General features: G+C 61.7%; 22 protein-coding genes. 4 read left to right on the top strand and 18 right to left on the bottom strand.

Translation table 11 applies throughout. The annotated features are described in order from the left end of the window. Positions 1-41: 41 nt before the first annotated feature. The 4 genes from guaA to AC19YR_RS01220 all read right to left on the bottom strand — a co-directional run bounded on the left by guaA (position 42) and on the right by AC19YR_RS01220 (position 4,761). The gene (guaA, locus tag AC19YR_RS01205) at positions 42-1,619 is read right to left on the bottom strand and encodes a glutamine-hydrolyzing GMP synthase (protein WP_095107964.1); all 1,578 of its coding nucleotides are present in this window, start codon (positions 1,617-1,619) and stop codon (positions 42-44) included. 126 nt (positions 1,620-1,745) lie between these two features. Further along, positions 1,746-3,215, bottom strand: a complete 1,470-nt coding sequence (gene guaB, locus AC19YR_RS01210) for an IMP dehydrogenase (protein ID WP_095107963.1) — start codon at positions 3,213-3,215, stop codon at positions 1,746-1,748. Positions 3,216-3,328: 113 nt separating this feature from the next. Further along, positions 3,329-3,877 carry a sugar ABC transporter ATPase gene (locus tag AC19YR_RS01215; RefSeq protein WP_095107962.1) on the bottom strand — a complete coding sequence of 183 codons (549 nt, stop codon included), beginning with the start codon at positions 3,875-3,877 and terminating at the stop codon, positions 3,329-3,331. 116 nt (positions 3,878-3,993) lie between these two features. Further along, positions 3,994-4,761 (bottom strand): sulfite exporter TauE/SafE family protein, encoded by a 768-nt coding sequence (locus AC19YR_RS01220; RefSeq protein ID WP_500596863.1) that lies wholly within the window; start codon positions 4,759-4,761, stop codon positions 3,994-3,996. 103 nt (positions 4,762-4,864) lie between these two features. Here AC19YR_RS01220 and AC19YR_RS01225 point away from each other — a divergent pair, with 103 nt between their 5' ends. The 4 genes from AC19YR_RS01225 (at position 4,865) to leuA (ending at position 10,070) form a co-directional block, all read left to right on the top strand. Next, a complete protein-coding gene (locus AC19YR_RS01225; protein WP_500596824.1) occupies positions 4,865-5,779 on the top strand; it encodes a LysR family transcriptional regulator in 915 nt (304 codons plus the stop codon). Positions 5,780-5,806: 27 nt separating this feature from the next. Further along, positions 5,807-7,186 (top strand): exodeoxyribonuclease VII large subunit, encoded by a 1,380-nt coding sequence (gene xseA, locus AC19YR_RS01230; RefSeq protein WP_095107959.1) that lies wholly within the window; start codon positions 5,807-5,809, stop codon positions 7,184-7,186. A gap of 3 nt (positions 7,187-7,189) precedes the next feature. Beyond that, a complete protein-coding gene (locus tag AC19YR_RS01235; RefSeq protein WP_095107958.1) occupies positions 7,190-8,011 on the top strand; it encodes a peptidoglycan DD-metalloendopeptidase family protein in 822 nt (273 codons plus the stop codon). 379 nt (positions 8,012-8,390) lie between these two features. Beyond that, positions 8,391-10,070 (top strand): 2-isopropylmalate synthase, encoded by a 1,680-nt coding sequence (leuA, locus tag AC19YR_RS01240; RefSeq protein ID WP_095107957.1) that lies wholly within the window; start codon positions 8,391-8,393, stop codon positions 10,068-10,070. Positions 10,071-10,243: 173 nt separating this feature from the next. On the opposite strand, the gene AC19YR_RS01245 is transcribed toward leuA, so the two are convergent. The 14 genes from AC19YR_RS01245 to hscA all read right to left on the bottom strand — a co-directional run bounded on the left by AC19YR_RS01245 (position 10,244) and on the right by hscA (position 24,028). Beyond that, the gene (locus AC19YR_RS01245; protein ID WP_500596826.1) at positions 10,244-11,035 is read right to left on the bottom strand and encodes an amidohydrolase; all 792 of its coding nucleotides are present in this window, start codon (positions 11,033-11,035) and stop codon (positions 10,244-10,246) included. After that, positions 11,023-12,171, bottom strand: a complete 1,149-nt coding sequence (locus AC19YR_RS01250) for a pyridoxal phosphate-dependent aminotransferase (protein WP_500596827.1) — start codon at positions 12,169-12,171, stop codon at positions 11,023-11,025. The genes AC19YR_RS01245 and AC19YR_RS01250 overlap by 13 nt, the downstream gene beginning before the upstream one ends. A 118-nt stretch (positions 12,172-12,289) precedes the next feature. Then, on the bottom strand, positions 12,290-13,762 hold the full coding sequence (der, locus tag AC19YR_RS01255; RefSeq protein ID WP_095107954.1) for a ribosome biogenesis GTPase Der: 1,473 nt from the start codon (positions 13,760-13,762) through the stop codon (positions 12,290-12,292). A gap of 135 nt (positions 13,763-13,897) precedes the next feature. Further along, positions 13,898-15,049, bottom strand: a complete 1,152-nt coding sequence (gene bamB, locus AC19YR_RS01260; protein WP_500596828.1) for an outer membrane protein assembly factor BamB — start codon at positions 15,047-15,049, stop codon at positions 13,898-13,900. Next, a complete protein-coding gene (locus AC19YR_RS01265; RefSeq protein WP_095107952.1) occupies positions 15,042-15,683 on the bottom strand; it encodes a YfgM family protein in 642 nt (213 codons plus the stop codon). The genes bamB and AC19YR_RS01265 overlap by 8 nt, the downstream gene beginning before the upstream one ends. Positions 15,684-15,723: 40 nt before the next feature. Next, positions 15,724-17,013 carry a histidine--tRNA ligase gene (gene hisS, locus AC19YR_RS01270; protein ID WP_095107951.1) on the bottom strand — a complete coding sequence of 430 codons (1,290 nt, stop codon included), beginning with the start codon at positions 17,011-17,013 and terminating at the stop codon, positions 15,724-15,726. 22 nt (positions 17,014-17,035) lie between these two features. Next, on the bottom strand, positions 17,036-18,145 hold the full coding sequence (ispG, locus tag AC19YR_RS01275; protein ID WP_095107950.1) for a flavodoxin-dependent (E)-4-hydroxy-3-methylbut-2-enyl-diphosphate synthase: 1,110 nt from the start codon (positions 18,143-18,145) through the stop codon (positions 17,036-17,038). Positions 18,146-18,148: 3 nt separating this feature from the next. Continuing rightward, the gene (locus AC19YR_RS01280; RefSeq protein WP_500596829.1) at positions 18,149-19,141 is read right to left on the bottom strand and encodes a RodZ domain-containing protein; all 993 of its coding nucleotides are present in this window, start codon (positions 19,139-19,141) and stop codon (positions 18,149-18,151) included. Further along, positions 19,141-19,899 carry a type IV pilus biogenesis/stability protein PilW gene (gene pilW, locus AC19YR_RS01285; RefSeq protein ID WP_095107948.1) on the bottom strand — a complete coding sequence of 253 codons (759 nt, stop codon included), beginning with the start codon at positions 19,897-19,899 and terminating at the stop codon, positions 19,141-19,143. The genes AC19YR_RS01280 and pilW overlap by 1 nt, the downstream gene beginning before the upstream one ends. A gap of 12 nt (positions 19,900-19,911) precedes the next feature. Beyond that, positions 19,912-21,060 (bottom strand): dual-specificity RNA methyltransferase RlmN, encoded by a 1,149-nt coding sequence (gene rlmN / locus AC19YR_RS01290; RefSeq protein ID WP_500596831.1) that lies wholly within the window; start codon positions 21,058-21,060, stop codon positions 19,912-19,914. A gap of 28 nt (positions 21,061-21,088) precedes the next feature. Beyond that, positions 21,089-21,514, bottom strand: coding sequence for a nucleoside-diphosphate kinase (ndk, locus tag AC19YR_RS01295; protein WP_007916882.1), 426 nt, complete (start codon positions 21,512-21,514; stop codon positions 21,089-21,091). 91 nt (positions 21,515-21,605) lie between these two features. Further along, positions 21,606-21,806 carry a Fe-S cluster assembly protein IscX gene (gene iscX, locus AC19YR_RS01300; protein WP_017846180.1) on the bottom strand — a complete coding sequence of 67 codons (201 nt, stop codon included), beginning with the start codon at positions 21,804-21,806 and terminating at the stop codon, positions 21,606-21,608. Between the two features lie 14 nt (positions 21,807-21,820). Next, positions 21,821-22,162 carry an ISC system 2Fe-2S type ferredoxin gene (gene fdx, locus AC19YR_RS01305; RefSeq protein WP_016977666.1) on the bottom strand — a complete coding sequence of 114 codons (342 nt, stop codon included), beginning with the start codon at positions 22,160-22,162 and terminating at the stop codon, positions 21,821-21,823. A gap of 3 nt (positions 22,163-22,165) precedes the next feature. Further along, a complete protein-coding gene (gene hscA, locus AC19YR_RS01310; RefSeq protein ID WP_500596833.1) occupies positions 22,166-24,028 on the bottom strand; it encodes a Fe-S protein assembly chaperone HscA in 1,863 nt (620 codons plus the stop codon). Positions 24,029-24,035: the final 7 nt, after the last annotated feature.

The raw sequence follows: 24,035 nt of genomic DNA on the forward strand, positions 1-24,035 counted from the left end.
ATTGGGTGTACAGCGTGCCAGCCCTCAGGGCTTGTTCACGATCATTCCCACTCAATGGTCGCCGGCGGCTTGCTCGACACGTCGTAGGTGACGCGGGAGATGCCTTCGATTTCATTGATGATGCGGCCGCTGACGGTTTCCAGCAGTTCATAGGGCAGGTGCGCCCAGCGGGCGGTCATGAAGTCGATGGTTTCCACCGCACGCAGGGCCACGACCCAAGCGTAGCGACGGCCATCACCGACCACGCCCACCGATTTCACCGGTTGGAATACCACGAAAGCCTGGCTGACCTTGTGGTACCAGTCGGCCTTGCGCAGCTCTTCGATGAAGATGTGGTCGGCGCGACGCAGCAGGTCGGCGTATTCCTTCTTCACTTCACCGAGGATGCGCACACCCAGGCCCGGGCCCGGGAACGGGTGGCGGTAGACCATGTCGTAGGGCAGGCCCAACTCCAGGCCCAGGCGGCGGACTTCGTCCTTGAACAGCTCGCGCAGGGGCTCGACCAGTTTTAGGTTCATCTCTTCGGGCAGGCCACCGACGTTGTGGTGGGACTTGATGACGTGGGCCTTGCCGCTTTTCGCGCCCGCCGACTCGATCACGTCCGGGTAGATGGTGCCCTGGGCCAGGTACTTGATGTTGTCCAGTTTGTTGGACTGGGCATCGAACACGTCGATGAAGGTGCGGCCAATGATCTTGCGCTTCTTCTCCGGGTCCGACTCGCCGGCCAGGTTGTTGAGGAACTGCTCTTCGGCGTTGGCGCGGATCACCTTGACGCCCATGTTCTCGGCGAACATAGCCATCACTTGCTCGCCTTCGTGCAGGCGCAGCAGGCCGTTGTCGACGAAGACACAGGTCAACTGGTCGCCGATGGCCTTGTGCAGCAGCGCAGCAACGACCGAGGAATCGACACCGCCGGACAGGCCCAGCAGCACGTTGTCGGTGCCGACCTGGGCGCGCACTTGGGCGATGGCGTCTTCGGCGATCTTCGAGGGGGTCCACAGTGCTTCGCACTCGCAGATGTCGAGGATGAAGCGCGACAGGATGCGGCCGCCCTGCTTGGTGTGGGTCACTTCCGGGTGAAACTGCACGCCGTAGTAGCGCAGGTCATCGTTGAACATGCCGGCAATCGGGCAGCTCGGAGTGCTGGCCAGGATATGGAAGTCCTGGGGCATCTTGGTGACCTTGTCGCCGTGGCTCATCCACACGTCGAGGCCGAACAGGCCATCGGCGTCCACATGGTCTTCGATGCCATCGAGCAGGCGGCTCTTGCCGACCACATCGACACGGGCGTAGCCGAACTCGCGCAACTCGGAGCCTTCGACCTTGCCGCCCAGTTGCTCGGCCATGGTCTGCATGCCGTAGCAGATACCGAAAACCGGCACGCCCAGGTCGAACACCGCTTGCGGGCAGCGCGGGCTGTTGGCTTCGTGCACGGACTCGGGGCCACCGGCGAGGATGACGCCTTTGGGAGCGAATTCGCGGATCGCGTCATCGTCCATGTCGAACGGGTGCAGCTCGCAGTACACGCCGATCTCGCGCACGCGGCGGGCGATCAGTTGGGTGTACTGGGAACCGAAGTCGAGGATCAGGATGCGGTGGGCGTGAATGTCGAGGGACATGAAAGAAACTCTGAAGAGCAGTTGCAAGCTTCAAGCTGCAAGCTGCAAGTAATCGGAAGCCTTGCGGTGACTGCGCTGACGCAGCACCGCTTGCAGCTCATAACTTGTGGCTTTTAGCTGTCGGCGTCAGCCGACTCGATAGTTCGGTGCTTCCTTGGTGATCTGCACGTCGTGGACGTGGGATTCCGCCATGCCGGCGCCGGTGATGCGCACGAACTCAGGCTTGGTGCGCATTTCTTCGATATCGGCGCTGCCGGTGTAACCCATCGAGGAACGCAGGCCGCCCATCAGTTGATGGATGATGGCGGTCAGGGAACCCTTGTACGGCACGCGACCTTCGATGCCTTCAGGTACTAGCTTCTCGGCACCGGCCGAGGAATCCTGGAAGTAACGGTCGGACGAACCCTGGGCCTGGGACATGGCACCCAGCGAGCCCATGCCGCGATACGCCTTGTACGAACGGCCCTGGAACAGTTCGATCTCGCCCGGGGCCTCTTCGGTACCGGCGAACATCGAGCCCATCATCACGCAGGACGCACCGGCCACGATGGCCTTGGACAGGTCACCGGAGAAGCGGATGCCGCCGTCGGCGATCAATGGCACGCCGGTGCCTTCAAGGGCAGCGGCGACATTGGCGATGGCGCTGATTTGCGGCACGCCGACACCGGCGACGATACGGGTGGTGCAGATCGAGCCTGGGCCGATACCGACCTTGACCGCATCCGCGCCCGCTTCGGCCAGGGCCTTGGCGGCAGCGCCGGTGGCGATGTTGCCGCCGATCACTTGCACTTCAGGGAAGTTCTGTTTGACCCAACGCACGCGGTCGATCACGCCTTTGGAGTGACCGTGGGCGGTGTCGACCACCACCACGTCCACACCGGCAGCGACCAGGGCCGACACACGGTCGCCGGTGTCTTTGCCGGTGCCGACCGCCGCGCCCACGCGCAGACGACCTTGGTCGTCCTTGCTGGCCAGCGGGTAGGCCTTGGCTTTTTCGATGTCGTTGACGGTCATCATGCCTTTGAGGGCGAACTTGTCGTCGACGATCAGCACGCGCTCGATGCGGTGCTTGTGCAGCAATTCGCGGGCTTCGTCCTTGTCGGCGCCTTCGCGCACGGTGACCAGGCGCTCTTTAGGCGTCATCACTTCACGGACGGAGGCTTCCAGACGGTTCTCGAAACGCACGTCACGGGAAGTGACGATGCCAACCAGGTCGCCGTTGTGCAGCACTGGAACACCGGAGATGTTGTGCAGGCGAGTCAGTTCGAACAGTTCGCGTACGGTGGCGTCGGCCTCGATGGTGATCGGGTCCTTGACCACGCCGGCTTCGTAGCGCTTGACCTTGCGCACTTCAGCCGCTTGCTGCTCGATGGTCATGTTCTTGTGGATGATGCCGATCCCACCTTCCTGAGCCATGGCGATGGCCAGACGGGCTTCAGTGACGGTGTCCATGGCAGCGGAAACCAGGGGGATATTCAGCTCGATGCCACGGGTAAGGCGGGTCTTGAGACTGACTTCGTTAGGGAGTACCTCGGAATAACCGGGCACGAGGAGAATGTCGTCGAATGTCAGAGCTTCTTGGCTGATACGCAGCATCGCGGGGGCTCCCGAGCGGGAAAATGGAAGCGCGCCATTATACTCAGACACCCCTGGCTGCGAAAGATAAAACTCTGACTATGTTGGCCATGCGGATGGATGGGGCAAAAAGCTCACAACTCCACTTTCACCCAACTGATCTTCTGATCCAGCCAGTCGGCGAACTCGTCGATGAAACTCGGCTTGAAGCCCGCCTCGGCCCAGTTGTTGAAGATAAACCCCAGGTTGGAAAAACCGCACTCCTGTAAAAACAGAAAGCCGTTGATGTCATCTTCATGGCCGCACAAAGGGCAGATGAAGTTATCGGTGCGCCCCGGCATCCAGTCTTCCAGGCTGTCGAACAACACCTCGCCCACTTCCTGACGGCACTCGGGGCAACCGGCCTCTTCGAGAAAACCCTTGGCCGGCGTGTAGATGCAGCGCTTGGTGACGATTTCCAAGCCATTGATCGGTTCGCCGAAGGGCAGCGCCTCGGGGTGCAGCACCACCGCCCGGGCGCCGTCGGCAATGGCGTAGGCCATGCGATTGCCCGTGCGCCCGCAGGTCGAGAGTTCTTCTTTAATAATGTTCTTGCGCACCAGCCAGCGCACAACCGCCCGCGCACGGGGTTCGTGGACCGGCAGGGTGGAGATTTTCGGGACGAGAATGCTTTGCGAATTCATGGCGGGCCTGCGGGGCTGCTGGTGCTATCGCGGGCGACCCCGCACCCACAGAGTGTGGCGCTTTGCCCGCGATGGCGCGCTAAAAGGCCAGCAGCTTAATCCTTGAGCCCCGCAGGTCAAGCGCTCAGATAGCGGCCGATCAGCGCAATGCCACTGGCCAGCACCAGCCAGGTCACCAAGCGCACGAAGGCCTCGCGCGATAGTTTCATGCTCAGGCGCCGGCCGATCCACAGGCCCAGGGCCATGGCGGGCAGCAAGCAGGCCGCCAGTACCAGCAACGGCAGTTCGGCATAAACCCCGGCCAGCAGGAACAGGCTCAGGCGCACCAGGGTGCTGCAGCTAATCAGCGCACTCTGGGTGGCCCGCGCCGCATCCTTGGGCAAGCGAGCATTGAGGTAGATCGCATACAGGAACCCGCCGCTGCCAAACAGTGCGCCAAACAACCCGCCCACCGTGCCCATCGGCACTGCCCACCCGGCCGCGAGCTGGCTGGCGCGCACTTTCACCGCCAGGCTGTAGATCGCATAGGCGCTGATAAACAGCCCCATCAACAACAGCAAGATGTCCGACTTAAGGTTGAGCAAAAAGGTCACCCCCAGGGCGCACCCCACCACCATGCACGGCAGCAAGCGCAGCAACTCCCCCCGGGCCACGTCCTTGCGCGACGGCAGCAGGTTGCCGAACGCGGCGACAAAATCCAGCAGCACCAGCAGGGGCACGATTTTCGACAGCGGCATGAACAGGATCAGGATCGGCCCGGCCACCAGCGCCGTGCCAAACCCGGCGATGCCGAACACGATGTAGGCCAGTGCAATGCCCAGGCCGATCACCAGCCAATCCACCCCGCCCCACGGCCATGACTCCAACAACCCCATCACGCTCATCACTTGCCTGCCTCCTGTTTGGTTAGCGCCTGACTTTAGCCAGCAACGAGCATTGCGACTAATATCATCCTTGCCCGCCACCCATCTCAAAAAGGCATGACTCGTGATTTCCACCCGCCAGTTGCGTTACTTCGTCGATATCGCCGAATGCGGCAGTTTCAGCGCCGCCGCCGAGCGCCTGTTCGTCGCCCAATCGGCCCTGAGCCGTCAGATCAAAGAACTGGAAAGCCAATTGCAAACGCCGCTGTTCGAGCGCACCGCGCGACAACCGCGGCTCACAGCGGCCGGCGAGGCGTTTTACCCCCGCGCCCGCAGCCTGCTCAACGAACTTGAGGCGGCCAGCGAACTGGCCACCCAGGTCGGCAATGGCCAGCGCGGCACCCTGCGCTTGAGCCACTCCAGCACCGTGCCCATGTGCGGGCGCCTGCTCCAAGGCATCAGCGCTTATCTGGCGCAATACCCCGGCGTGTCCATGGACATCGTCAAGCTGTCCTCCGAAGCCCAATTGCAGGAGTTGGCCGAGGGGCGCCTGGACATCGGCCTGCTACGCCTGCCTGTGCTGCGCCAGCGCGAAGGCGTGCGCGTGCTGCCTTTATATAGCGAGCGCCTGCTGCTGGCGGTGCCGCCAGGCCATGCGCTGGCCCGGCAAGTGCCCGCCCAAGGCGTGGACCTGGCGCAACTCAAGGACCAGCCCTTCATCTCCCTGCCCCACCCACAGCGCGGGGGCTTGAGCTACCTGTCGGCGGAACTGTGCATGCGCGCAGGATTTTTCCCCAAGGCCGCGCGAGTGGTATCGCGCAAGACCACCCAGTTGCAATTGATCCAGGCCGGGTTCGGCATCGCCCTGCTGCCCGAATCGATGCAAGACATCGCCCCCGCCAACCTGCACTTTCTGCCCCTGGCCGACCCGGATTGCCACAGCACCATCGCCCTGGCGTGCCGGCAAGCGCCCACGCCGCTGGTGGAACAGTTCACCCGGCACTTTACCCAGGGATTTGCCCACAGCCGTGGAGATTGATCGCGTTATGCCTTTACACTGCGCCCCATGATTAAAGATCCCTTTGCAAGACTCGGCCTGGACCGCGAAGTCCTGACCGTCAGCCAGCTCAACGGCCGCGCGCGGGTGCTGCTCGAAGATGTGTTCAGCAACATCTGGGTCGAAGGCGAAATCTCCAACCTCGCCCGCCCGGCGTCCGGCCATGTGTATTTCACCCTCAAGGACAGCGGCGCCCAGGTGCGCTGCGCGCTGTTCCGCCAGAACGCGGCGCGGGTGCGCCAGGCGCTGAAGGATGGCCTGGCGGTGAAAGTGCGCGGCAAAGTCTCGTTGTTCGAGGGCCGTGGCGACTACCAATTGATCCTCGACACCGTGGAGCCGGCCGGCGACGGCGCGTTGCGCCTGGCCTTCGATGCCCTGAAAGAGAAGCTCAGCGCCGAAGGCCTGTTCAGCGCCGAGCGCAAAGTGCCACTGCCGGCCCATCCGCAGCGGATCGGCATCATCAGTTCGCCCACCGGCGCGGTGATCCGCGACATCATCAGCGTGTTCCGCCGCCGTGCGCCCCAGGTTCGGCTGACCCTGATCCCCACCGCCGTGCAGGGCCGCGAAGCCACCGCGCAGATCGTCCGCGCCCTGCAACTGGCCGACGCCCGTGGCTTCGATGCGCTGATCCTGGCCCGTGGCGGCGGCTCGCTGGAAGACCTCTGGTGCTTCAACGAAGAGGCCGTGGCGCGGGCGGTGGATGCCTGCGTGACGCCGATCGTCAGCGCGGTGGGCCATGAAACCGACGTATCCATCAGCGACTTCGTCGCCGACGTGCGCGCGCCGACCCCTTCGGCCGCCGCTGAACTGCTGGCCCCGGATGCCAGCAACCTGGTGCGCCAGGTCGAAAGCCTGCACCGCCGCTTGGTGCTGCTGATGCGCAATCGCCTGAGCCACGACCGCTTGCGCCTGGAAGGCATGGCCCGGCGCCTGCGCCATCCGGGCGAACGCCTGCGCCAGCAAGCGCAACGCCTGGACGACCTGGACATGCGCCTGCGCCGCGCCTTCGAGCGCAGCCTCAACTCCCGCCGCGAACGCCTGATCCGGCTCGAAACACGCCTCGCCGGGCAGCACCCCGGGCGGCAACTGGCCTTGCTGCGCCAACGCCTGGCCAGCCTCGCCGAGCGTCTGCCACGAGCCATGGGCGAAGGCCTCAAACGCCGGCGCCTGCAACTGCAAAGCCAGGTGCAAACCCTACACGTGGTCAGCCCACTGGCCACCCTGGGCCGTGGCTACAGCATTTTGCTCGACGAACGGGGCAACGCCATCCGCAACGCCGCGCAAACCCACAACGGCCAGCGCCTCAAGGCCCGGCTCGGCGAAGGCGAACTGCTGGTGCGCGTCGAAGACAACCACCTGACCCCTGTCACCCTCTCTTTACTGGACTGATCGATGCCGCGTTTTTTCTGCACCCTGTTGCTGCTGTGCCTGACCCTCAACGCCCACGCCGACAGCTACATCACCCGTTTGCTCAACAAACCGGTGCCCGGCGGCGTGGCGGTGGTGGACCTCGGCGCGGCGGCGCAAGCGCCCAAGGCGAGCTATCAAGGCAAACCGGTGCTGGTGGTCAAGGAACAAGAGAACTGGCTGGCCATTGTCGGCATCCCGCTGACCGTCCAGCCTGGCAATCACCAGATCACGGCGGGAGGGCGTAACCTGCCGTTCATCGTCGGCTTCAAGAAGTACCCGGAACAGCGCATCACCCTGAAGAACAAAAGCCAGGTCAACCCCGACCAGGCGCAGCTCAAGCGCATCGAAGGCGAACTGGCGGTGCAGCTCAAGGCCTACCGCACCTTCAGCCCCAACCTGCCAAGCAACCTGCTGCTGGACAAACCGGTCAACGGCCCGCTGTCGAGCAAGTTCGGCGTGCGCCGCTTCTTCAATGGCGAAGAGCGCAACCCCCACGCCGGGCTGGATTTCGCCGTCCCCGCCGGCACGCCCATCAAGACCCCGGCCGGCGGCAAGGTGATCCTGGTCGGCAACTACTTCTTCAATGGCAACACCGTGTTCGTCGACCACGGCCAGGGCTTTATCAGCATGTTCTGCCACATGTCGAAAATCGACGTGAAGCCCGGCCAGCAATTGGCGCGTGGCGCGGTGGTGGGCAAGGTCGGCGCCACCGGCCGCGCCACTGGGCCCCATATGCACTGGAACGTCAGCCTCAACGACGCGCGGGTCGACCCGGCGATTTTCATTGGTGCGTTCCAGCCCTGAGTTCATCGCCGCCATCCCTGTGGGAGCGGGCTCGCCCGCGATGGCATCAGCCCAGCCGCCCCAATTGCGCAAGCCGATAGCCTCGCGCAAACAAAGCTAATAATCCCTCACTTATAAGCCATAAAATCTCGCCAATTAGAGAATTAGCAGAACTTATCTCAATTTTTCCCGGCCGCTTGCCATCGTCCCCCCGGCGCGGTTAGGGTTGAACGCATGAAAACCTCTCACACCCTCATTCAGCGTCGCCAACACCGCAGCCTGTGCCTCGTCAGCGCACGACTGCCAGGGTGAATCGCGGTGCCTCGCCCCTTGCCTCATCTCTCGTAAACGCATTACCGGCAGGCCGCCTCTTTTCGGCCGAACAATAAGGATTACCCCTATGACCATGCTCAAAGACCCGTCCTCGAAATACCGCGCCTTCCCGACCATCGACATCCCGGACCGCACCTGGCCGTCGAAAACCATCACTAGCGCGCCGATCTGGTGCAGCTCCGATTTGCGCGACGGCAACCAGTCGCTGATCGAGCCGATGGATGCAGTGAAAAAACTGCGTTTCTGGAAAACCCTGGTCGCCGTCGGCGTGAAAGAAATCGAAGCCTCCTTCCCGGCCGCTTCGCAAACCGACTTCGACTTCGTACGCACCCTCATCGAAGACGGCCACATCCCGGACGACACCACCATCCAGGTGCTCACCCAGGGCCGTGAAGACCTTATCGAGCGCACCTTCGAATCCCTGCGCGGGGCGAAAAAAGCCATCGTCCACCTGTACAACGCCACCAGCCCATCCTTCCGCAAAATCGTCTTCAACCAGGACAAGGAAGGCGTCAAGGCCATCGCCGTGAACGCCGCCAAGCTGTTCGTCAAGTACGCAGCCATGCAACCTGAAACCCAGTGGACCTTCGAGTACTCGCCAGAAACCTTCAGCGCCACGGAGCTGGAGTTCTCCAAGGAAGTCTGCGACGCGGTGATCGAGGTGTGGAACCCAACGCCCGAGCACAAGATGATCCTCAACCTGCCGGCCACGGTTGAGTGCGCCACGCCGAACATCTACGCCGACCAGATCGAATGGTTCGGCCGCCATATCAACCGCCGTGACAGCGTGCTCATCAGCCTGCACACCCATAACGACCGTGGCACAGGCGTTGCCGCCACCGAACTGGGCCTGATGGCCGGCGCCGACCGTGTCGAAGGCTGCCTGTTCGGCAACGGCGAGCGCACCGGCAACGTCGACCTGGTGACCGTCGCGCTGAACCTCTACACCCAGGGCGTGGACCCTGAGCTGGACTTCTCCGACATCGACGGCATCCGCAAGGTCGTGGAAGAGTGCAACCAGATCCCGGTGCACCCGCGCCACCCCTACGTGGGCGACCTGGTCCACACCGCGTTCTCCGGCTCGCACCAAGACGCCATCCGCAAAGGCTTCAGCCAGCAACAACCCGACACCCTGTGGGAAGTGCCGTACCTGCCGATCGACCCCGCCGACATCGGCCGCAGCTACGAGGCGGTGATCCGCGTCAACAGCCAGTCGGGCAAGGGCGGCATCGCTTACTTGCTGGAACAGGAATACGGCATCAACCTGCCACGCCGCATGCAGATCGAGTTCAGCCAAGTCGTGCAGCGTGAAACCGATCGCCTGGGCCTGGAGATGACCGCCCAGCAGATCCACAGCCTGCTCCACAGCGAGTACCTGCAAGCCAACACCCCGTATGCACTGGTCAGCCATCGCTTGCAGGAAGAGAACGGTCATAGCGCGGTCGAGGTGGAAGTCTCCAGCAAAGGCCAGGGCGAAACCAACCTGCACTGGCGCGGCAAGGGTAACGGTGCCCTGGAAGCCTTGGTGGCCGGTTTGCCGATCCCGGTGGAGATCATGGACTACAACGAACACGCCATCGGCGCCGGCACCAACGCCAAGGCCGCGGCGTACATCGAACTGCGGGTCAATGGTGAGCGTGCGGTCCACGGCGTGGGTATCGACGAAAACATCACCACCGCCAGCTTCAAGGCCCTGTTCAGCGCGCTGAACCGCTCCCTCAGCCAGCCGCAGGCGAAAGCGGCGTAAGGCCCTGCGCAATACAAAAGGCCCCTGGATGAGCGTCCAGGGGCCTTTTTATTGGGTGGGATTTCGTACTGCCTTATCGCGGGCAGGCCCCCACAAAGGGAGTGGCAAACAATACAAATCCTTGTGGGAGCGGGCTCGCCCGCGATAGCAATCTTGCAGGTAACGCTGCCCCCTCAGGCAAACTGAAAACCGTCCGCATCCAGGTTCGCCGGGAACCTCGTGCGATAAGCCGCCAGCTCTGCCGCATCCAGGCACACCAGGAACACCCCGTCCGCCTCTCCCGCACTCAACAGGCTTTCGCCCTGGAAATCCAGAACCTGGCTATCCCCGGTGTAGGCAAAGCCCTTGCCGTCGGTGCCGACCCGATTGACCGCCGCGACGTAGCACAGGTTTTCAATGGCCCGCGCGGGCAGCAAGCGGTTCCAGTGCTGGCGCCGCGCGCCTGGCCAGTTGGCGGTGTAGAGCAGCAGGTCGGTGTCGTGGGGGTCGCGGCTCCACACGGGGAAACGCAGGTCGTAGCAAATCAGCGGCCGAATGCGCCACCCTTTGAGCTCGAACCGCACCTGCCGCTCGCCTGGGCTGAAGTGCTTATGTTCACCGGCCATGCGGAACAGGTGACGCTTGTCGTAGTGCAGCACTTCGCCATCCGGGCGCGCCCACAGCAAGCGGTTGCGATGGCTGCCATCGGCCAGTTGCACAATCAGGCTGCCGGTCACCACCGCGTCGTACTTTTTCGCCTGGCCCCGCAGCCATTGGCTGGTGGGGCCGTTCTCGGGCTCGGCCAGGGTTTCGGACTCCATGGAAAACCCCGTGGTGAACATCTCCGGCAGGATTATCAAGTCCGCGCCACGCGCCTGTTCCAGCAGCAACTCGAAGTGATCGTGGTTGGCCTGACGGTCGTGCCAGGCCAGCGTGGTCTGCACCAGGGCGATGTTCAGGTTCGGAAAAGCAGTCAAATCCCACATAGTTTTTGCGCTGCCTGACGCAGCGTCTCCTCCCGTTTAGCGAAGCACAAGCGCACCAGGCGCTGCTCTTGTGGTGGGTTCTGGTAGAACACCGACACCGGGATGGTCGCCACACCATGCTCACGGGTGAGCCACAGCGCCATCTCGACATCGTTGAGGTCGGGGCGGATCTGCGAGTAATCCACCAACTGGAAGTAGGTGCCGGTGACCCGGGTAAAGCTCAAGCGCGAAGGCGCGAGCAGATCGCAGAACAAATCGCGCTTGGCCTGATAGAACCCCGGCAGCTCATCGATGTGCTCCGGGTGCTCGGCCATGAAATCGGCCAGGGCGTACTGCAATGGCGTCACACCGCAGAAACTCACGTACTGGTGCACTTTGCGCAGCTCGGCGCTCAGGGCCGGAGGCGCCACCACGTAACCGGTTTTCCAACCGGTTACGTGGTAGGTCTTGCCGAACGAACTGACCACAAAGGCGCGCTGATACAGCTCTTCGTGGGCCAGCACACTGGCGTGGGCCACGCCGTCGAACACCAGGTGCTCGTAAACTTCGTCGCTAATCAGGTAAATGTCGCGGTCACGGATCAGTTGCGCCAACTGGTCCAGCTCGGCCCGGGAGATCAACGCGCCGCTGGGGTTATGCGGGGAGTTGAGAATAATCATCCGCGTGCGCGGGCTCAGCGCCTGGGCGAGCTTGTTGAAATCGATGGTGAAGGTCTGGCTGTCCAGTTGCACATGCACGCAACGCCCGCCGGCCAGTTCTACCGATGGCTCGTAGCTGTCGTAGGCAGGGTCGAAAACGATAACTTCATCGCCGCTGTGGATAACCGCCTGGATGGCGCAGAAGATGCCCTGGGTGGCGCCGGGGGTGATGGTGACTTCCATGTCCGCATTGACCCGCACGCCGTAGCTGCGCTGGATCTTCGCAGCCACTTGCTGGCGCAGTGCCGGCAGGCCGGTCATGGGCGAGTACTGGTTGTGGCCGTTGGCAACATGCCAACTGAGCGCATCCCGTAGGGCCTGCGGGCCGTCGAAATCGGGAAAGCCCTGGGACAGGTTCAGTGCGCCGGTTTCCATCGCGAGCTGCGACATGCGGGTGAAGATAGTGGTGCCGACATTCGGCAGCTTACTGGCGATCATGGGTGATTCCCTGCTCAACACCCGGCTCTACGGCGGCGCGGGAGCCCCGGAGGATAGCCCATCCAACGCCCATAAAAAAAGGGCGCATAAAGCGCCCTTCTTCAACCGGCCCGATGAATCAGCGCTTGTCGCGGCGCTTCTTGTCGGCCTTCTTGTGGTGGGTCATCAAACGACGCTTCTTGTTGACCTGGCGGTCGGTGAGCGTGTTTTTGTTGCCTTCGTACGGGTTCTCACCGCCCTTGAACTCAATACGGATCGGCGTACCGACCAGTTTCAGTACCCGGCGATAGGTGTTCTCCAGGTAGCGCACATAGGACTTGGGCACCTTCTCGATCTGGTTACCGTGGATCACGATAATCGGCGGGTTGGCACCGCCCAAGTGGGCGTACCGCAGCTTGATCCGACGGTTGTTGACCATCGGCGGCGCATGCTCGCCCACGGCGTCTTCGAGAATCTGGGTCAGGCGATTCGTCGGCCAGCGGGTGACCGCCGACTTGAACGAGTTCTGCACCGAAGCGTAGAGGTTGCCCACGCCCGTACCGTGCAGGGCCGAGATGAAGTGAATGTCGGCAAAATCAACGAAAAACAGGCGACGTTGCAACTCGACCTTGACGAAATCACGCTCGCCGGGGGTCATGCCGTCCCACTTGTTGATCGCGATCACCAGCGCCCGACCCGCTTCCAGGGCAAAGCCCAGCAGGTTGAGGTCGTGGTCAACCACACCTTCGCGGGCATCCATGACGAAGATCACCACGTTGGCGTCTTTGATCGCTTGCAGGGTCTTGACCACGGAGAACTTTTCAACTTCCTCGTGGATCTTGCCGCGTTTGCGCACACCAGCGGTGTCGATCAGCGTGTACTTCTCTTCGTTACGCTCAAAGGGAATATAGATACTGTCGCGGGTGGTGCCGGGCTGGTCGTAGACGATAACCCGGTCTTCACCGAGCATGCGGTTGACCAGGGTCGACTTGCCGACGTTCGGGCGGCCGATGATGGCAATCTTGATCCCGTCTTTTTCGCTCGGACCGGGAATGCGCTTGGCTTCCTGGCCTTCTTCGACGATTTCCTCTTCGCCGTCTTCAGGCGCTTCGTCATCGTCTTTGGGGAAGTCGCTCAGGGCGATTTCCAGCATCTGCGTGATGCCGCGGCCGTGGGCACCGGCGATCGGGATCGCGTGGCCCATGCCCAACGGGGCGAACTCGGCGCGGGCCATTTCAGGGTCGATGTTATCGACCTTGTTGGCGACCACGTAGGAACGCTTATTTCGCTTGCGCAGGTGCTCGGCGATCATCTGGTCGGCAGCGGTGAAACCGGCGCGGGCATCGACCAGAAAGAGGACGACATCGGCTTCTTCGATGGCCAGCAGCGACTGCTCGGCCATCTTTTCGTCCATGCCATGCTCGTCACCGGAAATACCGCCGGTATCGATCAAAATGTAGGAGCGCCCTTGCCACTTTGCCTCACCGTATTGGCGATCACGGGTCAGACCGGACAAGTCGCCGACAATGGCGTCGCGAGTCCTGGTCAGGCGGTTGAACAGGGTGGACTTGCCGACGTTCGGGCGGCCCACCAGGGCGATTACGGGAACCATGCGGCTCTCCACTTCGTTATTTGCGAAAATACAAAAGCCGCTGCGAGGCAGCGGCTGGTGCTCGGGGCAGCGCCCGAAGGCGCTGCAAACCCCGTGAGAACGGGGCCGCTTGGGGTCAGACCCCAAGCATAGTCATTACTTGATGGTCAGGGCTTCCAGTTTGCCACTGTTGCCATACACATAAATCATGTCGCCTACCACCAGCGGACGGGCACGCAGGCCATCGCTGTCGATACGCTCACGGCCGACGAAGCGGCCATCCACCTGGCTCAACAGGTGCAGGTAACCTTCCAGGTCACCGACGGCCACGTAGCTGGAAAACACTTCCGGTGCCGACAACTGGCGGCGTGCCAGGGAATCGTTGGTCCACAACGCGGTGGTAGAACGCTCGTCCACGCCTTCGACGGTGCCCGAAGCCAGGCTCACGTAGACGCTGCCAAAGCCCTGGGCCACACCGGCGTAGCTGGAAGCATCCCGCTGCCAGAGCGGACGACCGCTTTCCAGGTCCAGCGCCGCAACACGGCCCTGGTAGCTGGCGATATACAGGGTGCCGCCAGACAACAGCAGACCACCATCAATATCGACCACGCGATCCAGTTCCGAACGACCTTGTGGAATGGCTACCCGTTGCTCCCAGACCGGCACGCCGTTATGGGTATCCAGGGCCACCACTTTACCGGTGGAGAGGCCGGCGACAGCTAGGCGATTGGTGACGATTGGCGCACTGGTGCCGCGCAGGGTCAGTACCGCCGGGGTGCTGTCATAGAGCCAGCGCTGGTTGCCAGTGGCAGCATCCAGGCCGATCAGGCGATCGTCCTGGGTCTGCACCACCACCACGTCACCGTTGGTGGCGGGCGGCGCAAGCACTTCACTGGTCACGCGTGCGCGCCATTTCTCTTCGCCGTTGCTGGAATCCAGGGCAACCACTTCACCCTTGAGCGTGCCGATCATGACCAGGCCATAACCCACGCCGACGGCGCCGGAGACGGGCAGATCGAGATCCTGCTTCCACTTGACGTCGCCAGTCATACGATCGAGCGACATCACCACACCTGTCACATCGGCGGCGTAGAGGGTGTCACCGTCGATCGCGGGCACCAGCATGTTGTAGGTTTCGCCCTGGCCGTCACCGACCGAACGGCTCCATTGCTTTTGCAGGACCACTTCTTCTTTGAAGTCGACCAGCTCTGCCGGAGGCAATTCTTTTTTGCTGTTGCTGCTGCAACCCGCGGCCAGAATGGCCAGGGCCAGCAATGCTGCATGTTTCCAACGAATCACGTCACGCATCCCCTTTGGCCAAGTCGTCCAGCTTGATTTGTAGGCCACCGACCGCTGCTTCATCAGACAGCGCAGCCTTGGCTTTTTCGTACGCGGCATGGGCTTCGTCGGCGCGACCCAACTGGACCAGCAGGTCACCTTTGAGTTCTTCGCGAGTGGCCAGGAACGCCTTGTCCGCATCTCCTTCCAGCAACTTGAGGGCCTCATCAGCCTTGTTCTGTGCCGCCAACACCTGGGCCAGACGCTGACGCGCCACTTCGCCCAGAGTCGGGTTGACCGGTTTGTCGGCAATTGCCTTGAGCTGGGCCGCAGCGTCGTCCAGCTTGCCGGTATCGACCGCGACCTTGGCCACGAACAGGCTGCCGTACTGGGCATAAGCGGTGCCGCCGAACTCTTTGTTCAACTTGCCCGCCAGGTCCGCGACACGGGCCGGGTCAGGCTTGCCGTCGGGCGTCAGCGTGGTTTCCAGCAGTTGCTGATAGAGAATCGAGGCGCCTTGCGACTGATTGCTCTGGTACTTCTGCCAGGCCTGCCAGCCGAACACGATAACCAGCGCCAACAGGCCGCCAGTGACCAAGGGTTTGCCGTTCCGCTGCCACCAGTCTTTGAATTCCGCTAGCTGTTCATCTTCGCTACTCGACACCCCAATACTCCTTATTCGCTAAATCGGCTGTTTGACAGCTTCAACCCTGCACGACGCAGGTGGCCAGGTGCGCAGCAAGTGCATCCCAGGCGACGCTTTGTTGTTCACCCTGGCCACGCAGGGGTTTGAAACCTACCACTTGCTGCGCCAGCTCATCGTCACCCAGGATCAGTGCGTACAACGCACCGCTCTTGTCGGCTTTCTTGAACTGGCTCTTGAAGCTGCCGGCACCGGCATTGACCTGCAGGCGCAGGTGGGGCAACTGGTCACGCACTCGCTCGCTCAAGGCCAGAGCAGCCAGTTCGGCGGCCTCGCCGAAGGCGCAGAGGTAAACATCAACCTGGCGCGACAACTCTTCTGGAACTTGCTCCAGTGCCTCAAGCATCAGTACCAGACGCTCGATGCCCATGGCGAAACCGACGCCGGAAGTAGGTTTGCCGCCCATCTGCTCGACGAGGCCATCGTAGCGGCCACCGGCGCACACGGTGCCTTGGGCGCCGAGCTTATCGGTCACCCATTCAAAAACGGTCTTGCTGTAGTAATCGAGCCCGCGCACCAGTTTGGGATTAATCACGTAGGGAATGCCCGCCGCATCCAGGCGCGCCTTGAGCCCTTCAAAGTGGATGCGCGATTCATCGTCCAGGTAATCGGCCATTTTCGGCGCATCGACCAGAACCGCTTGGGTATCGGCGTTCTTGGTATCCAGCACCCGCAACGGGTTGGTCTTCAGGCGACGCTGGCTGTCTTCGTCAAGCTGGTCCAGGTGCTGCGAGAGATACGCCACCAGCGCTTCGCGATAGCGCCCGCGGGACTCGCTGGTGCCCAAGCTGTTGAGTTCAAGCTTGACCGCATCGCGGATACCCAGCTCGCCCCACAGGCGCCAGGTCAGCACGATCAGCTCAGCATCGATGTCCGGGCCGTCGAGGTTGAACACTTCGACGCCTATCTGGTGAAACTGGCGATAGCGGCCTTTCTGCGGGCGTTCGTGGCGGAACATCGGGCCGATGTACCAGAGCTTCTGCACCTGGCCACCGCCGGTAATGCCGTGTTCCAGCACTGCGCGCACGCAGGCAGCAGTGCCTTCGGGGCGCAGGGTTAGGGAGTCGCCGTTGCGGTCATCGAAGGTGTACATCTCTTTTTCGACGATGTCGGTCACTTCACCGATGGAGCGTTTGAACAGCTCGGTGAACTCGACGATCGGCATGCGGATCTGCTTATAACCGTAGTTATCCAGCAGGCGCGCGACCGTACCTTCAAAGTACCGCCACAACGGCGTCTGTTCGGGCAGGATGTCGTTCATGCCACGAATGGCTTGCAGAGACTTGCTCACAAAAATTCCTTAGTTCGTTCGGTCAGCCGCGCGCAATGACCGCAGCGTCAGCCTCGACCTTTTCGGCCGCTTTCTGGCGGATCAATCTTTCGAGTTGATCCACCAGATTGTCATTCGTCAGCTTCTGCGACGGCTTGCCGTCGATGTAAATCAGGTTCGGCGTACCGCCAGTCAGGCCCACGTGGGCTTCCTTGGCTTCACCGGGGCCGTTGACCACGCAGCCAATCACCGCGACGTCCAGTGGTACCAGCAGGTCTTCGAGGCGGACTTCCAGTTCGTTCATGGTTTTCACCACGTCGAAGTTCTGCCGCGAGCAACTCGGGCAGGCAATGAAGTTGATGCCACGGGAGCGTAAATGCAGGGATTTGAGAATGTCGTAGCCGACTTTCACTTCCTCGACCGGATCAGCCGCCAACGAGATGCGGATAGTATCGCCAATCCCTTCGGCCAGCAGCATACCGAGGCCCACGGCAGATTTCACTGTGCCTGAACGCAAACCGCCGGCCTCGGTAATCCCCAGGTGCAACGGTTGGACGATTTCCTTGGCCAAGAGGCGGTAGGCTTCAACGGCCATGAACACGTCGGAGGCCTTCACACTGACCTTGAAGTCCTGGAAATTCAGGCGTTCCAGGTGTTCGACATGGCGCAGCGCCGACTCGACCAAAGCAGCCGGGGTCGGCTCGCCGTATTTCTTCTGCAGGTCTTTTTCCAGGGAACCGGCGTTGACGCCGATCCGGATCGGAATTCCGCGGTCGCGAGCCGCATCGACCACGGCACGCACTCGGTCTTCGCGACCGATATTGCCCGGGTTGATTCGCAGGCAATCCACGCCCAACTCGGCGACACGCAAGGCGATCTTGTAGTCGAAGTGAATATCGGCAACCAAGGGCACCTTGACCAGTTGCTTGATCCGCCCGAAGGCCTCGGCTGCGTCCATGTCCGGCACGGACACTCGCACGATATCCACACCTGCCGCTTCCAGACGATTGATCTGGGCCACGGTGGCGGCCACATCGTTGGTGTCGCTGTTGGTCATACTCTGAACCGCGATAGGCGCATCGCCGCCCACGGGAACCGAGCCGACCCAGATTTTGCGGGATTCGCGACGTTTGATTGGAGATTCGCCGTGCATGACTTATTGACCCAACTTCAGGCGAGCAGTCTCGCCACTCGTGAACGGCGCGAGATCGACCGCTCGCCCGTTGTAGCTGACTTGTGCGCCTCGGGCATAACCCAGGCGCACGGAAAACGGTGGCTTGCCGCTGACATCGACAGTCTCGCCCTTGCGCTTAAGGGCACTGACCAGAACCTTGCCGCTGCCATCGGTCACTTGTGCCCAGCAGTCGGCGGTGAAGTGCAGTTGCACCTGGCCATCACCCGCCGCAGGGGCTTGAGCCACAGTCGGAGCCAGAGCCGCGGGCGCCGGGGCGCTGACAACGGGAGCTGCAGGGGTAGCCGGCGCGTTCACTACTGGCGCTGGCGGGGTGACCGCAGTGGCCGCAGCCACCACAGGTGCTGTGGGCGCGCTGGCTTCGGCCGCAGCTTCGCCAGTGGTTGATGCATCAGGCAGGGCCAGGGCGGTTTCGCCCTCGCTCTGGCCTTCTACGACAGCCTGGTCTTCCGGCTCGTCGAGGGGATGAATCTGCGTGGTGCCATCGGCGCCCTCGACTTCAACGTGTTCTTGGTTGAGGCCGATCAGGTCCTTGGTGCGCAGCGACGTCTGGTCTTGCCACCAGATAAAGCCACCACCGACCACCGCAATCAACAACAGTAGGCTGACAATGCGCAAAATAGTGTGGGAAACCCGCACAGGCTCCTCAATCCGGCCCAGGCTGTGCACGCTGCTGCCTTGGGAATCGGTGCCGGTGTACTGATCGAACGCCTGCACCAACACTGCCTGGTCCATCTCCAGCAACTTGGCATAGGCGCGGATATAACCGCGGGCGAAGGTATGCCCCGGCAATTTGTCGAAGGCGCCGTTTTCCAGGTTGGTCAATGAACTGATCGTGAGGTTGAGCTTCAACGCCACTTCGGCCAACGACCAGCCATTGCTTTCGCGAGCCTGGCGCAAAGTCTCACCGGGATTGACACGAGTCGCTGCTACAACTTCGGGATGCGCCGCTTTCATCATTGCTCCGACAGGTATTGCTGATATTCCGGCGTACCGGGATAGAGTCGTTCTAGTTGCTGGCCAATACGCATGGCCTTGTCGCGGTCCTCAAACACATCGGCCAATTTCAGACCGAGCAATAGACTACGTGCATTTTGCGCGCTGAGCAGGCTAAAACGATCGTAATAGTCCCGCGCGGGGACATATTGCCTATCTTCGAAAGACAACTCAGCCATTTCCAGCAAGGCGCGCGGCTGTTGCCGGTTCAGGCGCAAGGCTTTTTCCAGTTGCTGACGGGCCACATCACGCTGGCCCATCACCGACGCCGTCACCCCCAGGTTCTCGAAAACCCGCGAACGCTCGGAGTAGAGAGTATCGGCAGCGGCCCGCTCAAAGTACTGGTAAGCGTCCGGGTAACGCTTTTGTTCAAACAGAAAACTGCCGTAGTTGTTCAGGATACGCGGTTCGTCGGGGCGGGCAGCCAATGCCTTGCGAAAATAGCCTTCTGCCAGCTCGGGCTCCATTTCCGCCTGGAACACCAGCGCAAGGGCCGCGTTGGCGTCGGCATCGTTGGCGTTCAGCTCCAACGCCTTGGTCAGCGGTGCCTTCGCTTGCTCGCTCAGGCCCTGCTGCAAATAGCCCAGGCCAAGCTGGACATAGGCAGCACGCGCCTCATCGCGGCCCTTGCTCGTTGCCATTGGGTGGGTTTCACCGAACAGCACACAACCGGCCAACAGGCTGGCAAACAGCAAAAGCAGCGCGAGGCGCACAGGCATGGAGATCCTCTCTCAGGGGCGGTTCACAGCGTTTTGCGCCGTATCGCCGTCTGCACTCAGTTCGCGCACGGCAATGTAACGTTCGCTGCGGCGGGTGCGGTCCAGCACCTGCCCGACCAACTGGCCACAGGCTGCGTCGATGTCCTCACCACGGGTGGTGCGCACGGTGACGTTGAAGCCGGCGTGATGCAGTTGATCCTGGAAGCGACGAATGGCGTTATTGCTGGGCCGCTCGTAACCGGAATGGGGAAACGGATTGAAGGGAATCAGGTTGATCTTGCAAGGCACATCCTTGAGCAACTCGATCATCTCCACCGCATGTTCAACCTTGTCGTTGATGTCTTTGAGCAAGGTGTATTCGATGGTCAGCACGCGCTTTTCGCCCAGGGACGACATGTAGCGCTGGCACGACTCGAGCAGCATCTTAAGCGGATACTTTTTGTTGATCGGCACCAATTGGTTACGCAATGCGTCGTTCGGTGCGTGCAGGGACAACGCCAGGGAGACGTCGATGTGCTTGGACAGCTCATCGATCATCGGCACCACACCGGAGGTAGACAGGGTCACGCGGCGCTTGGAAATGCCGTAGCCCAGGTCATCCATCATCAAGTGCATGGCCGCGACGACGTTGTCAAAGTTCAGCAGGGGCTCGCCCATGCCCATCATCACCACGTTGGTGATGGCGCGATCGACGGTGGCGGGAATGCTGCCGAACGATTTGTTGGCAATCCACACCTGGCCGATAACTTCGGCGGCGGTGAGGTTGCTGTTGAAACCTTGCTTGCCGGTGGAGCAGAAACTGCAATCCAGGGCACAGCCTGCCTGGGACGAAACGCACAAGGTGCCGCGCTTGCCCTGGGGGATGTAGACGGTCTCGACGCAGCTGCCGGACGCCACGCGCACCACCCACTTGCGGGTGCCGTCGCTGGAGATATCCTCGCTGACCACTTCCGGACCGCGAACTTCGGCAATGGCCTTGAGCTTGTCGCGCAGGGCTTTGCTGACGTTCGTCATAGCGTCGAAATCATCGACGCCAAGGTGGTGAATCCATTTCATTACCTGACTGGCACGGAAACGCTTCTCCCCGATTGAGTCGAAGAATTTTTCCATTTCCGGCTGGGTCAGGCCCAGCAGGTTGGTTTTTGCAGTCGTTGTCGTCATGGATTCACCTTCACTCTTAAGCCAGTGCTTAGCGAGTGGTTACTTCAGTAGCTGCGAAAAAGTACGAGATTTCGCGAGCAGCAGCGGCTTCGGAGTCCGAACCGTGCACAGCGTTGGCGTCGATGGAGTCAGCGAAATCAGCACGGATGGTGCCGGCAGCTGCTTCTTTAGGGTTGGTAGCGCCCATCAGCTCACGGTTCAGAGCGATAGCGTTTTCGCCTTCCAGAACCTGAACAACAACAGGGCCGGAGATCATGAAGGCAACCAGGTCGCCGAAGAAACCGCGAGCGCTGTGCTCAGCATAGAAGCCTTCGGCTTCGGCTTTGGACAGTTGCTTGAGTTTCGAAGCGACAACGCGCAGGCCGGCTTTTTCGAAACGAGTGGTGATCTCGCCGATAACGTTTTTTGCAACAGCGTCAGGCTTGATGATGGAGAAAGTACGTTGAACAGCCATGGTGTAACTCCAGAAACGGTAATTTACGAAAAATTAAACCCGCGAATTATACGCGGGTTCTTGGGTATTGCCTAACTGCGTAAGGGAGGCGTCAGTCCTGCTCTTCTTTCCAGGCAGTCTGGATAGCTTCCAGAACCTTTTCGCCACCGCGATCGCGCTCATCATCAAAGCCTGGCAAGGCCATGACCATGTCACGCAAAGCAACAAAATTCAGAGAATAGGGATCCATATCCGGGTTGCCGTCTGCCAACAGGATAGCGATCTCTTGCACATCAACCCATTTAAGACTCATGACACTTCCTTGAATCAGTGCGGCGCTTCGGCCGCATGGTTGAGCGAATACTTCGGAATTTCGACGGTAAGGTCTTCTGTCCCCACCTTGGCCTGACAGCTCAGGCGCGACGTCGGTTCCAGGCCCCAGGCCCTATCAAGATAGTCCTCTTCCAGCTCATCGGCCTCTTCAAGGCTATTGAAACCTTCGCGGATAATGCAGTGACACGTGGTACAGGCGTTAACGCCACCACAAGCACTCTCGATCTCAATGTGGTTGTCGTGGGCAACTTCGAGAATGGACTTGCCGGTCTCAGCCTCCACGACCATACCGTCCGGGCAATGCTCGGCGTGTGGCAGAAAAATGACCTGCGGCATCAGTTATTCCTCAATTTCATTCAGGTTGCGTCCCGCCAGGACGGCTTTCACCGTCTGGTTCATACGACGGGCGGCAAAGGCATCGGTTACTTGTGAAAGGCGCTTGGTCTGTTGTTCGATGGCATAACCATCGGTGCCTTTCATCAATTCGGCCAGTTCCTGCATCTGCAGGTCGATGACCAAGCGTTCTTCAGCATCCAGCAGGCGCTCACCGTCTGCCTCAAGCGCGCCCTGCACAGCCTCGAGAAGGCGCTGGGCATCGACTTGCTGCTCACGCAGCACCCGGGCGTTCTTGTCGTCACTGGCGTACCGGAAAGAATCCTTGAGCATGCGGGCGATTTCGCCATCCGTCAGGCCGTAGGACGGCTTGACCTGGATGCTCGCCTCGACACCCGAGCCCAGTTCACGGGCGGCCACGCTGAGCAGGCCGTCGGCGTCGACCTGGAAGGTCACGCGGATCTTCGCCGCACCCGCCACCATGGCCGGAATGCCGCGCAACTCAAAGCGCGCCAGGGAGCGGCAGTCGCTAATCAGCTCGCGCTCGCCTTGTAGCACATGAATCATCATGGCCGACTGGCCATCCTTGTAGGTGGTGAAATCCTGGGCGCGGGCGACAGGGATAGTGGTGTTGCGCGGGATCACCTTCTCCATCAACCCGCCCATGGTTTCCAGGCCCAAGGACAGCGGAATCACGTCAAGCAGCAGCAATTCGCCACCGTCGCGCTTGTTGCCTGCCAGGGTATCGGCCTGGATCGCGGCGCCAATGGCCACGACCTGATCCGGGTCGATCTCGGTCAACGGCTGGCGACCGAAGGCTTCGGCCACTGCATCGCGCACACGGGGCACGCGGGTCGAGCCGCCGACCATGACCACGGCGGCCACGTCTTCAAGCTCGACGCCGGAATCACGCACGGCGCGACGGCAGGCCTTGAGGCTGCGTGCGACCATGGGTTCGATCAGCGCATCGAAGGCATCACGGGTCAACTGAGCCGACCACGTACCGTAGACCACTTCAACCGAAGCAGCCTGGGTCAAGGCTTCCTTGGCGGCACACGCGGTTTGCAGCAGGTTACGCTGCGCACCCGGGTCCAGGTCGGCGGACAAGCCAGCGCCCTCGATGATCCAACCGGCCAAGGCATGGTCGAAGTCATCACCGCCCAGGGCACTGTCGCCACCGGTGGCCAAAACTTCGAAGACACCGCCGGTCAGACGCAGAATCGAGATATCGAAGGTGCCGCCACCCAGGTCGTAAATGGCGACCAAGCCTTCGGCGTGCTGGTCCAGACCATAGGCCACGGCAGCGGCTGTCGGTTCGTTGAGCAGGCGCAGCACATTCAGGCCGGCAAGTTTCGCCGCGTCCTTGGTGGCCTGGCGTTGAGCGTCGTCGAAGTAGGCTGGGACGGTAATCACCGCACCCACCAAGTCCCCGCCCAAGGTGTTTTCAGCGCGCTGGCGTAAAACCTTGAGGATCTCGGCCGACACCTGCACCGGGCTTTTCGGCCCCTGCACGGTATCGATGAACGGCATATGGGATTCGCCGCCGACAAAGCGGTAAGGCAGTTGATCGCCCAGTTGCTTGACGTCGCCAAGGCCGCGCCCCATCAGGCGCTTGACCGACAGCACGGTGTTGAGCGGATCGGCGGCGGCAGCCAGCCGGGCAGACTCACCCACCTCGACGCGATCGGCGTGATAACGCACCGCGGACGGCAGGATGACCTGGCCATCGGCGTCGGCCAGGGGCTCGCTCAGGCCGCTGCGCACCGCAGCGACCAGGGAGTTGGTGGTGCCCAAGTCGATCCCCACAGCCAGGCGACGCTGGTGCGGTTGAGGACTTTGGCCGGGTTCGGCGATCTGCAGTAGGGCCATGGTAATC

The organism is Pseudomonas sp. MF08817, assembly GCF_059862705.1.